Genomic DNA, 15,784 nt, shown 5'->3' with positions numbered 1-15,784 from the left:
AAATCATGAAATTGTTCAAAAATGATCGACGTCTGACCTAGTTAGAGAGCATTGAGCTGGTGCGGGGCTTATATGTTCCTTTATGAAGTATAGCGACTAGGGGACTAGCATTGTTCCGACTTATTGTCGTGTCATCGATAAGAGTTGTCGTAAGATATAAATAATTCCGCGTTTATCAGAGGTAGTGTCAGAGAACCAGACTCGATTGATCGATGACTTGAGAATATGAATGGGATGCCGATTAAAAATAGGAGTGGTACTTGGATGCATCATAACGAAAGGCTGGGGGAGATAATTAATTTGGATGATCATCAGGTGATGGTTAAACATTATGAATCTCATTATTCGAGTGAGGTTCACAGCCATGATTACTCTCACTTAGTTTTTATACATCAAGGTTGCCAAATTATCTCTACTGACAAGGATAGTTTGCTCTCTATGCCCGGCTCTTTAATTTACATTCCAGCTGGCGTACCACATCGTGCGGATGCCTTAAAGCAGTCACAGGTCTCCTTACTTCGCCTACCACTAGGTTCAATCCCTGAACTCACCGAAATATGTATCTTGGATATTTCTCCCATCGTTACTCAACTTTTCAGCTTATGGGAAAATGGTGGGCCGGAGCCAAAGCTTGAGCCCCATTATATTCAGGTTCTCATGGATCAATGCACCCTCTGTAAGGCAGTCGACAATCCGTTAATTGCAAAGGAAGGTATGGACAGAAGGCTGCTACCGGTAATTGATGCATTATCAAATAAGCCGAGTATTAAGTTATCTATCTCAGACTTGTCTAAACAAACAGGGGCTTCTGTACGTACTTTAAACCGACTTTTTTTGACTAGTTTCAAAGCATCTTTCAGGGAGATTCGCCAAAAAGTAGTGATGGAGCGTGCTGAGAAAATGATGGCAAAAGGGATTAGTGCTACTGAAATTGCATTCGAACTTGAGTACTCAAGCCTATCTGCTTTCTCTACTGCATTTAAAGAACATCAGAAAAAAGCACCCCAGAATTAAACTTGGCGTAAATTGTAAACATCGTGGCGCTTCACCCAAAAACTTAGTTTGAGGATCTTTTTAACATGATGCTCTGTTCTTAACGTTTATGGGAAATCGAGTGTCTAAAATAACTATTGTATTTATCAGCATCTTAATGGCATCGAGCTATTTTTTTGCGTCGAGTATGTATACGCCAAGCTTTCCAGATATACAAAGTGAACTGCGTACATCAGAGGCGTTAGTACAGCAGACTTTGAGCCTGTTTTTTATCGCTTTAGCATGCAGTCAGCTAATTTGCGGACCGTTGTCCGAGCGGTATGGACGAAAGCCCGTCGCTGTTCTTTCATCTGTGATCTTTGTGATTGGTTCGATGACATCTCTTATGGCTGACAGCATAAATGTTCTATTACTGGGCAGGGTAATCCAAGGCTTAGGTGTTGGTGGCCTTTATCTACTTTGCCGCACTATCCTTCAAGACGCATTCAGCAAGTCTGAACTCATGGGGATACTTGCTTGGTATGGGATTCTATTTATGAGCCTACCTGGTCTAACGCTCATTTTGGGGGGATATCTGACTCAGCACTTTGGTTGGCAAGGTAATTTTGTCTTCATGGCATGTTTATCGACTGCAACGCTGTTGATTATTTCAGTCATGAAACGCGAAACGATCAGTCACAAGAATCCAGATGCCATTAAGCCTAAACAGATACTAAGAGACTATGCTTTCATCACATCAAACGTAACGTTTCTGTGTTATTTGGCAATGATGTTTAGCGGGACAAGTTGCCTATTGCTTTTCCAAGTAACGGGTTCTTTTGTTGCTCAGAATCAGTTTGATCTAACGGCCGCGGATTATGGCGTAGGATCAATGGTTTTGATAGTGAGTAGCGTAGTATCCAGATTAATTTGGAACCAGTTTCTGAAACATCGTATCAGCGAAAATATGACTCTAGTCTATGGTGGTCTGATTCAGGTTTTGGGTAGCGTTGTCATAACATTAAGCCTTTTGCTGCATAGCTATTCAATAATGTTATTTGGGTTCGCGGTGATGGCTTTTGGTTCCGCATTCTTATTAGCAATAGCAGGTGTTTCGGCATTGTATCTGTTTCCTAATCACAAGGGGCAGGTTGGTGCTATCTACGGTGCTCTTCAGATGATTGGAGCATTTGGTTTTACGTTTTGTTTATCCCTCGTTCCAGCAACTCACGAGGTGATGGTTTTGAGCTGCTGGTTATTGTCTCTGATTAGCTGCGTTGCAATTATTACTATGTACATGTGCCAGCGAAAAACGTATGAAGTACCGGTCGCTTAACCAAGTTCGAGTTAGATAACTGATTGAATTGGTAATGTGACCACCTAATTGTACCCACAAAAAATCCCCTCAAAATAAACTTCTGAGGGGATTTTTGATTAACTATTGATGCGCTTATCAGCCACTAATAATGGGTAACCAACTATTCACTCTCCGCTTCTTTGGAAGCCTCTGTTGCCGTGTTTTTGTACAGCCATTTATCGAGCACAATTTTCAGAGCGTCTATGGATGTTGGCTTTTCTAGGCGGGCATCCATTAACTGTGCGATCATCTCTAGTTCACGCTGGCCTGACTCACCAGAAAGAGCGATGATAGGCGTGTTAGGTGAGCGTGCCTTGATGATCTGACTTGCTTCAAAACCATTCATGACTGGCATTTGTACATCCATTAATATCAAATCGACGTGATTTTTCCTAAACAGTTCGATGGCATTTTCCCCATTTTTTGCTTGCAGGCTGTTTACGCCCAGTCTGGTTAGATACATCTGAACAAGGGTACGTTGCACCTCTTTGTCGTCAACGATGAGCACGGTTGGGGCTATGCTATTCGTAGTAACTTGTGTAGCTATTGCATCGGATTTTTTTTCTTCAGTTCTGATGTTTTGGGGCTGTAAGACGGCTTCATCGGCTTTTTCGACATGGGTCTGGCTTTGCTGCCAGTCGTTAAAGTAAGGTGTCCGTAAAGTGTCCGCTTTTGGTGCATTGGGTACCACAGGGAAATAAAGATGGAACTCAGTAAATTGGCCGCGCTCGGATTGACACTCCACTCTGCCGCCAAATGAACGCATGACTCGTTGACAATAGCCTAACCCCAAGCCGCTACCACCGCTTTTTTGGTAAGAGAAGAAATCGTCGAAGATCTTGTGTCTGATCGCTTCATCAATGCCTGGCCCTGTATCTCTGAAAGTGAGGATATTTTCGTAAGAACCGACTTGGGAACTGATTTCGATTTGGCTATTTGGGTACGAATCAAAATAGTAAATTGCATTGCGGATAAGATTGAAAATTACAAAATTGAATAAAGTTTCGTTTAGATTTGCCACAAAATCTGCGTGTTGAGGTAAGCGAATACGTTCGATGATTTTCTCGTTTTCAAAACCATAGTGGCTGACGGCTTGATCTATTGCTTTGTGGATTGAAGTCATTGAGACCGGTCCATGGTCAAGTGAGCTGTCGCTAACCTCTCGTAATATAATATCAATTAGTTGTCGCCCGCGCTGAACGGCCGCTTGTCCATTTTCAATGTCAAGTTGGACCTGCTTTTCTGGGGCTTGGTTTTCGATATGCTGTTTCAAGACCTCGAAATGAAGTTGTACTTGAGCAAGTGGGTTACGCATCTCATGGGCTATGGAGTTGGCGAGTGCTCGGCTTTGGCGGACTCGTCTATCGGCTTCTATGGTACTTTGAACGCGGGCCAGTAAGGTCTGTAGCGCTGAAATCTCTTCATTAGAGAACATTTGATCATTGCTTTTGTGCGACGATACCAGTAAATGTGTGACAGACTTCCCTTGCCCAAACAATGGCATAACCAAGGCGGTATTGTTCAAACTCATCTTGTCATACAGTGCTTTGAGCGAAAGTTTGGAGGGTGTTTTGTAATCCAGCTCTTGAGATAACTCGTCGAACACCAGCACTGACTCGTTTGTTGAAAGATAGTCTTCGTAGAAGGTTTCGTTGTAGTTGCTATTAACAAGACGAAGCTTGTCTTCAGGGATTTGCAACAGCTGACCTAAACGGCGCATTGCATCGTCAATCGACAGTTTAAAATCTTCTTCCAAGGCCAGTATTTGCTGTACTGGGGTCTTCTTGTTTCCATAAACGAAGAAAGACGCATAGTGACTAACACGTTTGTAGAGTACGTGCCAGGTGATACCGATCATCGCACAGATTGGGATCGCGATTAACCATTGGTTATCGTCAGTTTGGGGGATGAATATCACGCCGAATGGAATTGCTAAAATCATGCATACTAAAAGTGTATTAAGACCAATGTAAGCAAGATATTTCACGCTGTAGAAACGTGAAGTCAGAAGAGCATAGCCAACAAACATCATCTCGCTAATGGAGAGTGCGGGAGGTAGCCAAGTTAGCGAAAAGTCCTTGAGGAAGTAAGTCATTCCGACTTGTATCGCTAGAGTGGATAGCATGTAGACTAGTATCCCAGATATCATATAGCTAGTTTTCGCGAGTGTTAGGCGATTACTATTGACCCTCATAGCTAGTAGGTTGAATAAAGTGAGCAGCATAGAGCAAAGCATAGCGTTGAAAAAGTATGAGGTGTGTGGCCCAAACTCTATACTGAACTGACTTGGTCCTAGCACTTCCACGTACTTAACTGTCTGATCTTGTTGTAAGTTTACACATAATGAATATGTAACCAGTAGGCTGAAGGTGAGACGTTGCCAAAAGTAAACGTTGTCTTTTCTCTGCTCTGCGTGTAGCTGACATGAGAAGTAAAAAGCAAAAGCAAAAGCCAAAGAAGAGGCAATGTTTGCAAACTTAGCCATGAAGATCGCTGTATCCATCCCCAACAACACAAGTAAGTCAGTATGGAAATATGCATTACATCCTATCCATGCAATTATACAGCAGGAATAAGCAATATAAGATGCATGATGTGATCGCCAAATACTTTCATTTTTTTGTCGCAAGCGAATGCAATAGTAAAATAGCCACATGACAACAATTGCTAAAGTTGCAAGAAGGATAATTGCTTTCGCATAGGAGATGGTTTCTAAGTTAAAATCAAAAACGATCATTGTTGATTACCACGTAGTGTTTTTGTTTTCACGAAGCATACGTCGGTAGTCACGAAAGTTAACTTGCTCAAACGCTCTTAACATGAGTTTAATATTCCACAGCCCGCGATAGGTCTTCGTACCATTTCCATTTAAATCACATACGCCTAAATGAAAGTAAGCTTTGGGGCCGATTGCTTTGTAAAAGTCGAGTATCAATGGTTGATCAATTATGGTGAAGCCTATTTTATAGTTGGCTTGGTATAAAAGATTAATCATTTCTTTTTGTGCAAGATAGAGGAAGAAGAGCTTTTGTGTGGTATTCCCGTTGACGGTTAGACGAAGTATTTCACAAAGCACCAATGTATCGGATATCTGTAACTGGAAGTGATGATCAAACTGCACAATAGAATTGCATTGCGATAGATCTGGCGTTGTAAAGAGTTTCAACCTTGTCAGTTCATCATAGCTGCGAAGTGGCATAGAATATTGCCAGTGTTCATTACTGAAGGGAGGCGCATAGCTTAACCAAGTGTCCTTGGTTGACCAGTCTTGCAGAAGTGCCGAGGATACTAGTGTTGGAAACGCTTCATCTACTGGGTGCTTGAGCAAGACAAAGTGTTTACCAGATTGCGAAAGGTGTAATAAAGGCAGCATCTCATACCATTTTTCACCCTTTATGAAGATCTCTAGATTACTTAAAGCAATCGCATCATTGATGGGCATGGCTTGTGGATGGCATGGTGTTTGTACCATGAGTGAATCGGACTCGATGTGCTCAATGATCGCGCCATAATACGCGGAATCTTTAATAGGTAACTCGATACGTGAGTTGGGAGGATCGCTCAGTGGTGATCTTGCCTTTATTACGGCAATCTCGCATTCGCACCAAAAGTCTAACCATGACATATAACATTGGCTTGCGGCCTTCTCTAACAAAACCAATTCAGGGTTCAAGGTGCTTGGGTATCGCTTAATGAGTTCGCGATAGTCCATCAACTCAAACAACACTGACAAGCTTTTGTTTTGATGCTCCGGGAACAAAGATTCAAGGAGGTTTCGTCGATAGTCAGTAACGGTTTGGAAAAGAGCGGTGCGCTGCTCGGTATGATAAGTATTGATGACGAGATCTATTAGTGCTCGTTGTTGCTTTTCGATAGACTCATCGCTAGCCAATAGCGAGTTTAAAGACGATAGTAGTTTCATGGTGTTAACCTAGATTGATATAATTATTTTTATTCGATCTGCACTTATTCCCTGACACTTATATTATGTAAGCCTTGAACTAACGTTATTTTCGTGTGTACAAATAACGTTGCTTGTGTCTACGAGATTAAAAACAAGTTGCATAATCGAGCGCAAGTCTACTACTTGCGTATTTTCTTAACAACCGAACTTTTTCTAGATTATAAAGCTCTAAATTAGTTTTTTCTCAATAACTTAAGAGCAATTCATACGCCTAGCCTAACATGTAGCTAGTGAGCATAAACCTTTGGTTTTATAAACTGATACTAAATATCTATTTTTTGAAGCAATCTCATAACTAATACGCAACTAAATTCACCTTTATAATTGTAGGGAATATAACGACGAGCCAAATATACAATTAACAAATATAATTATGCTTCATACTCGTTTATTTCCACGTCATCGCTTGGCGCTCGCTTGCTTACTTTCTAGTGCATCTACTTTCTCTTTTGCTCAAAGCCAATGTGAGGTGTCTGAACTTCAATTATCACCTGATCTCGCTCTTGCGGTTTCACTAGCCGACAACAGTTGTTATAGCTCTTGGTTCTCTGCATCAAAAAGTTCGTTAACCAATATCTACAGCGAAAACAGCCTGATCCAAATTAGTAATCTACTGAACTTAGAGATAGCCCGTTACCAAGGCGAATCTGAGCAAGCACGCAAGCTTGAAAACTTAGGTGAATTTGTACGCGCAGCTTATTACGTTCGTTATAACGCGCGAGAAGAAGATTTTTCAGAGGCGTTGAGCGAGCGCTTTGCACACTCAACCAATGCATTTCTTGCTCATCCTAATTCGCTAAATCAAGGGCGAGAACAAGTTGGTGCGCTGAAGAGCCTGACTCTAATGGTCGACAACGTGAAGCAGCTTTCACTCACTATGGATGCACAACTTGCGGCACTTAGCCATTTCAACCGTGAAACGGCGCAAGACACACAGTGGGTCGATGGGCTCAATAATCTATTTAGAGCGATGGCCGGCCATGCCGCTCGAGATGACTTCTACGACTACCTAGCAAACAACACTCAACATATAGATACACTAGCGACGTTTGCTCGCGAAAATCGCTGGGCTTTGGATACTGACGCAAGTTTTCTGGTTTATAACGCGGTGCGCGAGACTGGAAGGTTGCTAGCAAGCCCAGATAAAGCGACTAAAGATAAAGCGTTGCAGGTGATGCAAGATGTGATGGCGCAAAATCCACTGGGTAGTCAGCACGACAAACTGTGGCTAGCGGCGGTAGAAATGCTGGGTTACTTTGCACCAGAGGGTTTGAACGGGCTCGATCTTGAACAGGCGAAACGCGACGTTGCTCGACGTATCTTACCTAACCGCTACGAGTGTCAAGGTCCTGCTATTCTTCGCTCTCAAAATCTAACCGAGTCACAAGCTGCAAAGGCATGTGATGTATTGGCGGCAAAAGAGGCAGACTTTCACCAAGTGGCTAATACTGGGCAGCAACCGGTCGCTGACGACAACAATAATAATGTTGAGATCGCGGTATTTGGTAACAAAGGCAGCTATACTGATTACTCTTCATTCCTGTTTGGCAATACGACAGATAACGGTGGTCAGTACTTAGAAGGTAATCCGGCCGGCTTGGATAATGTCGCGCGTTTCGTGGCTTACCGTTACGACAATGGGGATGAGCTCTCCATTCTGAATTTTGAACATGAATACATGCATTACCTAGATGCACGCTTCAATCTATATGGCTCATTTAATGATAACTTGGCTCATGGCTACGTAGTGTGGTGGTTAGAAGGTTTCGCCGAATATATGCACTACAAGCTAGGCTACGATGCCGCAATACGCTTAATTGATAGTGGCAAGATGCGCCTATCGGATGTGTTTGCAACCACTTACTCTCATGATTCGAATCGTATTTACCGATGGGGGTATTTAGCGACTCGCTTTATGCTAGAGGAGCACCCCAATGAAGTGCAAAGCTTACTGGCACTGTCTCGTTCTGGTCAGTTTGCTGAATGGGCAAAGCAGGTAAAAGTGCTTGGCCAACAGTACGACGGTGAATTTGAACGTTGGCTAGATACGGTAACAAGTGAAGACAAACCTGAGCCTGGAGAACCAACTGAACCGACAGAACCAAGTGATCAAATCAAGACTCTTATTGCCAACCAAAGCCTAGTGTTGAGCGGTGAAGCATACAGTGAGCAGCTATTTTATGTTGACGTCCCTGAGAACACCACACACTTTGAGGTGTTAATTGAAGGGAAACCTCAAGGGGATGCTGATCTCTACATGAGCTACAACCGCGCTGCGCATTACTATGACTTTGAGTTCAGCCAGTATGGCAGTGGCAGCAATGAGGTGGTGGTATTTGAGCCAGAGGCGACGGGATATATTAAGCTCGGTCGTTACTACATGAGCGTTACGGGACGAACTGAATTCAACGGGGTGAAGCTGTTTGCATCTTTGGAAACAGAACAACCCGTTCCACAGTCTCCAGAGCAAGATGACCTAACACCTGTGGTATTAGAATCTGGTAAAGCTCATCTGTTTACTGTTCATCAACAACGTTACGCTGCCGTTTATGTTCCAGAGGGTGTACAAGAAGTTCGCGTATGGCTAATCGATCAAAATAATGATCCAGCAGAGAAAGGTAATGTTGATCTGTTTGCAAGCGGTGCATATTGGCCAACCGTTGGGCAGCATGACTATGCGTCGGATTATCGTGGCAGCAATGAGTATCTACAAATACCTGTGACTGAGGAAGGGTACTTACACTTCTTGTTAAGTGCAGAACAGCAAGGTGATGATGTCGAGATGTTAGTCTATTTTCATTAAGGTACAAATCTCGAATATATAGATAACAAGCCGAGTATAAACACTCGGCTTTGTTCTTCTGACAGTTTTCTGTGTTTATAGAGTATTTGCACCATAATCTCTGATGAAGTGATGACATTGGCGGTTTAAGCTTGTAAGCATATGAAACATCGAGATAACGGTGTGGTCACTTGTTAAAACTGAATGATTTATTTAGTGAGGATCTATGAAGAAAGCACGATTAACATCACTACTTGGAGTTGCGACTTTAGTTGGCGTGGTTGCTCTGGCTGGATGCAGTCAGAATGGTGAAGTGATGACTCAGTCACAAGAGAATACGAATCCGATCTGTAGTACTAAAAACCTAACTGGTGGTTGGTCGAAAAGTGAAGTCACACCACAAGCAGAGCAAGCGCTAGACGCCGTGCTTAGCCAAATGAACACGTCTGCAAAGCTTCAACAAATCTTGAGTGTTCGAACTCAAGTGGTGGCTGGTTTGAATTACGCGATTGAGTTTGAAATGGATAATGGTGAAGTGTGGAATACGATTGTATACCGCTCTCTACAAGGCGATATCGAAATGGTTCAGGCCGCGCAGCAAGGCCGTTTGTGTCAGTAGTCTAAGCTAGCTATCAAATATAACGTCTCACACAAAAATGGCTCCCAACTTGGAGCCATTTTTATTCTGATTAGCGCTTTATCGTAAGCTCGTAACGGTTTATTCCGCCTCAGATAATTCAGGTTCTGATACTTCGCTTTCAGATAACTCAACAACGCAAGCTCGGCTGATATCTTCATCGATGTATGCCATACCCAGTTTATTTAGGTAATCCATGCGGTCTGCAGTACGAAGATCGATATCAGGGCCTGCAATCTTGTTATCTTGGTAAACTTTAGCGAGATGAGCCATAAACTGCTCGCCCACACTCATCATTAACAGGCTCATCGCACCCACGTCCGGCCTTACTTTAGCGCGCTGTTTTTCAGACAGGTTTACCGCTAATACGATAGGTTGTTCCTCACCTTCAAAACGAACGCTGCGCTCTCTCACCGTTTGTTGTGCCCAGTAGTACGCAAGCTCTTTGCTCTGAGTTAGGAACACAGGCTCTACAGATTCGGTGTAGTTATTGCCGATGGTTGCCATGGTTTTTACGGCGGCTTGGTTGAGTGCTTTATCACCCGAGCGTTTTAGTCCTTGGCCTTTAATAGAAGCGATTAATGCTGAAGAGGTTCCGTGATACCAAGTATCACCTGTTGCGAAACCATTTTCTGATAGCAGTGTTTTTGCATCTTGTAGGTGTTTAGGTATTGAAGTCATAGGCACTCTCAATCAAAAGAAATTTCAACAAACAGGAATCTCATAAAACATGAATACGGTTAGCTTAAACAGATGTTGCTTAGCTGACCGTGGGTTAGGGCACAAATCTGAGACTTTGAGATAAAGCTGGCAGTACAAGCCTTATCTCAAAGCCTTCCCCCGGATCTTACCGAAGTAAGAGAGAAGGGCGGGGGAGGCTTTAGCGTTAGCGATTAATCAAAAGTGCTAGTGACTAATCAAAAAAGTGCCAGCGATTAATCAAATTGGTTCGATGTATTCAGTTCACCCGCTGCTTTTAGTGCGTTTTCACCAGCGAAGTACTCTTTGTGGTCATCACCCATATCTGAACCAGACATGTTTTGGTGTTTAACACATGCGATACCTTGGCGGATTTCTTTACGTTGAACGTTAGCAACGTAGCCCAACATGCCTTGGTCACCGAAGTACTCTTTCGCAAGGTTATCGGTAGACAGCGCTGCAGTGTGGTAAGTAGGTAGAGTAATTAGGTGGTGGAAGATACCTGCTTCACGAGACGCATCTGCTTGGAATGTGCGAATCTTGTCATCAGCTCGTTTAGACAATTCAGTTTCGTCATATTCAGCACTCATTAGGCTAGCACGGTCGTAGGCAGAAACGTCTTCACCAGCTTCAACCATCGCATCGTATGCTTGTTGACGGAAGTTTAGCGTCCAGTTGAACGATGGAGAGTTGTTGTATACCAGTTTCGCATTAGGGTGTACTTCACGAACGCCATCCATCATCTCTTTGATTTGGCCGATGTGGGGCTTCTCTGTTTCAATCCAAAGCAGGTCAGCACCCGCGTTGATTGCTTCAATACAGTCAAATACACAGCGGTCTTCACCAGTACCTTGACGGAATTGGTACAAGCCAGATGGTAGGCGCTTAGGACGTACCAGCTTGCCTTCACGGTTGAAGCAAACGTCGCCTTGTTTCATGTCAGCTACATCGATCTCTTCAACATCTAGGTAAGAGTTGTAGATGTCACCTTGGTCGCCCGGCTCTTTCACTACTGCGATTTCTTTTGTTAGACCTGCACCTTGTGAATCGGTACGCGCAACGATGATGCCGTTGTCGATGCCTAGCTCAAGGAAAGCGTAACGAAGTGCACGAAGTTTCGCGTGGAAATCAGCGTGAGGTACGGTTACTTTGCCGTCTTGGTGGCCACATTGCTTCTCATCGGCAACTTGGTTCTCGATTTGTAGACAACATGCACCTGCTTCAATCATCTGCTTAGCCATTAGGTAAGTCGCTTCTGCGTTACCGAAACCAGCATCGATATCCGCGATGATTGGCACTACGTGTGTTACGTGGTTGTCAATTTGGTCTTGGATGCGATCTTGTAGGTCAACATCACCTGCTTCACGAGCTGCGTCTAGTTCACGGAATAGACCGCCTAGTTCACGTGCATCTGCTTGGCGAAGGAAGGTGTATAGCTCTTCAACTAGCGCTGCAACTGATGTTTTCTCGTGCATTGATTGGTCTGGTAGTGGACCGAACTCTGAACGAAGTGCTGCAACCATCCAACCAGAAAGGTATAGGTAGCGGCGATCTGTTTTACCATCAAAGTGCTTCTTAATAGAAATCAACTTTTGTTGGCCGATAAAACCGTGCCAGCAACCTAGAGACTGAGTGTATTGAGAGCTGTCTTTATCGTAAGCCTCCATATCCGCACGCATGATATCTGCCGTGTATTGTGCGATATCTAGACCTGTTTTGAATTTGTTTTGAGCTCGCATACGAGCAGCAGATTCAGCATCGATTGCATCCCATGGAGCACCTGCAGCGCTTTTTGCAACTTCTATCATTTCGATATCTTGTGTAATTTGCGACATAACTATTCCTTAGTTTCACGTGGGTATGGTTGCCAACTTGGCTTGGATTAAAACTTTGCTATGGACAAAGAATAATCACACATGTGATAATTTTGTTAATTTATAGTTATTATATTCGGTATTTTTTATATGAATATTGCTCGTATAGACCTTAATTTACTTGTGTATTTAGACATGTTGCTACGTGAAAGAAACGTTACGCGAGCAGCGAATCAGCTGGGGATTACTCAGCCTGCAATGAGTAATGGACTGCGCCGATTACGCGATCTACTTGAGGATCCGTTGCTGGTCAGAACAAGTGAAGGAATGGTGCCAACCGAGCGCGCGCAAAAGTTGCAACCTTTGATTCGCAACATCTTGGCGAATGTAGAAAAGACCTTGCAACCGACGACGGAATTTAACGCAGAAGACAGTGAACGCGTATTTCGTATCATGGCGAGTGACTATGCTGAATCCACCATTATTCAGCCGCTATTAAGAAAGTTGAGTGAGATAGCGCCGAAAATACGCCTCGATATTATGACGCCAAGTGACGTGAGTTATCAGGATGTAGAGCAGGGTACCGTTGATATCATCATTAACCGCTTCGACGATATTCCTCAGTCTTTTCACCAGATGAGCCTTTGGCACGACGGCTTCTCTTGCCTATTCAGCTGCGATAATCCGATAGCTGACAATTTCGATATTCTTTCTTACTTAAAAGCGCAACACATTTGGGTGAGCAAAACCGGTATGGGTACGGGTGTTGGGATTAACCCAAGTGAAGCGCAGAAATTAGGTTGGATCGATGAAGCGCTAATGCGTATAGGTAAAACCCGAAACATTACCGTGTTTACTCGACATTACCTGTCAGCGATTTTATTCGCGCAACAGAAAAACCTGATCCTTACCATCCCAACCAAAGCAGCACAGCTGCAACGCAACAACCCTAAGTTATTGATCAAACCTGCTCCTTTTGCCATCGAACCTTTTGAAGTGAAGATGGCGTGGAGCCCGTTGTTACAAACCAATCCAGACCACCAGTGGATGCGTCGCTTGATAAAAAGTGTCGCCAATGAAATTGAAAGTGGTGTGACGGAATAACCCTATTTTTAGGGTATTTCTTTTGTGAATGTCCATTATAAGTGGCATAAATTAGCTAAATTTTCGTCAGTTACGTAAATTTAAGTGAGTAGTCAGTGATTAACTTGAGAGAGATTTTATGAGCAGTCGTATTCAACAGGGAAGCTTGAACATAGATAGCACCCTCTACCAACTAGTTAATGAACAGATCATCCCTGGCACGGGTATTCTTGCAGAAGACTTCTGGCAGTCATTTGCAACCATCCTCAAAGATCTGGCACCAAAGAACCGTGCATTGCTTATCAAGCGTGAAGATCTCCAACATCAAATCGATGTATGGCACCAAGAGCGTGCGGGTCAAACACTGGATGCTGCAGAATATAAACAGTTCCTACAGCAGATCGGCTACCTAGTACCTGAAGGCGATGACTTCCAAGTAACGACTGCCAATGTTGAGCCTGAAATCGCAACACAAGCTGGGCCGCAGCTTGTAGTGCCTATCATGAACGCGCGCTTTGCACTTAACGCAGCAAACGCGCGCTGGGGCAGTCTATATGATGCGCTCTACGGCACAGACGTGATCAGCGAGAGTGATGGCGCCGAGAAAGGCGGCAGCTTTAACCCTGTACGTGGTGCCAAAGTGGTGAGTTATGCTCGTGGTTTCCTTGATGATGCCGCACCGCTCAATGGCGTTTCTCATAAAGACGTGACTAAATACAGCATCAGTAACGTGAGTATCGGCAACACGCTTACCGCGACTCTAGATAACGGCGAAGAAGTCACGCTAATCGACCGCAATCAATTTATTGGTTATCAGGGTGACGCTAGTGCGCCTTCTTGTATCCTGCTTAAACACAATAACCTTCATATTGAAATTCAAATCGATCCTAGTGCACCAATCGGCAGCATTGATGCAGCCGGTATTAAAGATGTGCTGGTGGAATCTGCACTGACTACCATTATGGATTGTGAAGACTCAGTAGCCGCTGTTGATGGTGAAGATAAGGCACTGGCTTACCGTAACTGGTTAGGCTTGATGAAAGGTGACCTACAAGAGTCGCTAGAAAAAAATGGCAAGACCATTGTTCGTAGCCTTAATCCAGATCGCCAATACACCAGCGTAACGGGTGGTGAGATCTCGCTTAAAGGCCGAAGCATGTTGTTTGTTCGTAATGTTGGTCATTTAATGACGAACCCAGCGATCATTGATGATGAAGGGAATGAAGTACCTGAAGGCATCATGGATGGCATGATTACCTCACTGATTGCTATGCATGATTTGAAAGGTAACAGCCCGTACCAAAACTCGATCGCTAATAGCATCAATATCGTAAAACCTAAGATGCATGGCCCTGAAGAAGTGACATTTACCAATGAGCTGTTTGGTCGCATTGAAGACGCATTAGGTTTAGAACGCTTTACTATCAAAGTTGGCATTATGGATGAAGAGCGCCGTACCTCTGTGAACTTGAAAGAGTGTATCCGCGCCGCTAAAGATCGTGTTGTGTTCATCAACACAGGTTTCTTAGACCGAACGGGTGACGAGATTCATACGAGTATGGAAGCGGGTCCATTTGCTCCTAAAACACAACTTAAAACCATGACATGGATTGGCGCTTACGAAGATCAAAACGTTGATCTGGGCTTAGCTTGTGGCCTGCAAGGTAAAGCCCAAATTGGTAAGGGTATGTGGCCAGAACCAGACAACATGGCAAAGATGATGGATGCCAAAATTGGTCATCCACAAGCGGGTGCTAATACCGCTTGGGTTCCTTCACCTACCGCTGCCACGTTACACGCATTGCACTACCACAAGGTCAGTGTACCGAGTCGCCAAAAAGAGCTGCGCGAGCGTGTGAGAGCGAACGTTGACGATATCCTTACTATTCCTCTACTGGGTAATCAAAAGCTGACTGCACAAGATATTCAAAATGAATTGGATAACAACACGCAAGGCATCCTAGGTTACGTAGTGCGTTGGATTGACCAAGGTGTAGGTTGTTCGAAAGTTCCTGATATTAATAACGTAGGACTTATGGAAGACCGTGCCACACTGCGTATTTCGAGCCAGCACATTGCAAACTGGTTACGCCATGGCATTTGCGATGAAGCCCAAGTGATGAAAACGATGAAGCGCATGGCTGCTGTTGTTGATGAGCAAAACGCTGGGGATCCAAGCTACCAGAATATGGCGCCTAATTTTGAAAACAGCATTGCGTTTTCTGCAGCGTGTCAGTTGGTGTTTGAAGGCTGTGCTCAACCAAGCGGTTATACAGAGCCAGTACTCCACGCTATGCGCTTGAAGCTGAAATCACTTAAGTAGCAAAACAACCGGATAATAAGAAAGAAAAGAATAACAACGATAAAAGTAACCCCCCTTAACCGAGCCCAAGGTGCCGCGCAATATAGCGCGGCTTTTTTTTGGTTCATCGCGGATTAGCGGGAACTAAAAACAAAAACGGTAGTAAGTGATATG

The 15,784-nt window shown here is 43.8% G+C and carries 10 protein-coding genes; 6 read left to right on the top strand and 4 right to left on the bottom strand.

Features of this window, described 5'->3' with window-relative positions; genetic code table 11:
- The first annotated feature begins 264 nt into the window (after window positions 1–264).
- A complete protein-coding gene (locus tag JC606_RS08970) occupies window positions 265–1,014 on the top strand; it encodes a helix-turn-helix domain-containing protein (protein ID WP_137406257.1) in 750 nt (249 codons plus the stop codon).
- A gap of 100 nt (window positions 1,015–1,114) precedes the next feature.
- On the top strand, window positions 1,115–2,308 hold the full coding sequence (locus JC606_RS08965; RefSeq protein ID WP_137406258.1) for an MFS transporter: 1,194 nt from the start codon (window positions 1,115–1,117) through the stop codon (window positions 2,306–2,308).
- Window positions 2,309–2,450: 142 nt separating this feature from the next.
- On the opposite strand, the gene luxN is transcribed toward JC606_RS08965, so the two are convergent.
- Both luxN and JC606_RS08955 read right to left on the bottom strand, forming a co-directional pair.
- Complete coding sequence (gene luxN / locus JC606_RS08960) at window positions 2,451–5,066, bottom strand: quorum-sensing autoinducer 1 sensor kinase/phosphatase LuxN (RefSeq protein WP_137406259.1); 2,616 nt, start codon at window positions 5,064–5,066, stop codon at window positions 2,451–2,453.
- Window positions 5,067–5,072: 6 nt separating this feature from the next.
- Window positions 5,073–6,251, bottom strand: a complete 1,179-nt coding sequence (locus JC606_RS08955) for an acyl-homoserine-lactone synthase (protein WP_198778447.1) — start codon at window positions 6,249–6,251, stop codon at window positions 5,073–5,075.
- A 415-nt stretch (window positions 6,252–6,666) separates the two neighbouring features.
- Between JC606_RS08955 and JC606_RS08950 the strand changes: the two genes are divergently transcribed.
- Complete coding sequence (locus tag JC606_RS08950; protein ID WP_198778446.1) at window positions 6,667–9,096, top strand: M9 family metallopeptidase; 2,430 nt, start codon at window positions 6,667–6,669, stop codon at window positions 9,094–9,096.
- Window positions 9,097–9,301: 205 nt separating this feature from the next.
- On the top strand, window positions 9,302–9,694 hold the full coding sequence (locus tag JC606_RS08945; protein ID WP_061032179.1) for a cystatin domain-containing protein: 393 nt from the start codon (window positions 9,302–9,304) through the stop codon (window positions 9,692–9,694).
- Between the two features lie 99 nt (window positions 9,695–9,793).
- Here the strand turns inward: JC606_RS08945 and JC606_RS08940 are convergent, their stop codons facing one another.
- Both JC606_RS08940 and JC606_RS08935 read right to left on the bottom strand, forming a co-directional pair.
- A complete protein-coding gene (locus tag JC606_RS08940) occupies window positions 9,794–10,393 on the bottom strand; it encodes a hypothetical protein (RefSeq protein ID WP_198778445.1) in 600 nt (199 codons plus the stop codon).
- Window positions 10,394–10,647: 254 nt separating this feature from the next.
- A complete protein-coding gene (locus JC606_RS08935) occupies window positions 10,648–12,246 on the bottom strand; it encodes an isocitrate lyase (RefSeq protein WP_137408600.1) in 1,599 nt (532 codons plus the stop codon).
- Window positions 12,247–12,375: 129 nt separating this feature from the next.
- Between JC606_RS08935 and JC606_RS08930 the strand changes: the two genes are divergently transcribed.
- Both JC606_RS08930 and JC606_RS08925 read left to right on the top strand, forming a co-directional pair.
- Window positions 12,376–13,329, top strand: coding sequence for a LysR family transcriptional regulator (locus JC606_RS08930; protein WP_063525311.1), 954 nt, complete (start codon window positions 12,376–12,378; stop codon window positions 13,327–13,329).
- 118 nt (window positions 13,330–13,447) lie between these two features.
- Window positions 13,448–15,631 (top strand): malate synthase G, encoded by a 2,184-nt coding sequence (locus JC606_RS08925; protein ID WP_198778444.1) that lies wholly within the window; start codon window positions 13,448–13,450, stop codon window positions 15,629–15,631.
- Window positions 15,632–15,784: the final 153 nt, after the last annotated feature.

Source organism: Vibrio sp. IB15, from assembly GCF_016406055.1.
In the GTDB taxonomy this organism is placed as follows: Bacteria; Pseudomonadota; Gammaproteobacteria; order Enterobacterales; family Vibrionaceae; genus Vibrio; species Vibrio chagasii.
Note: the sequence above shows the minus strand (reverse complement) of the source record. Positions and strands in the feature narration are given on the sequence as shown.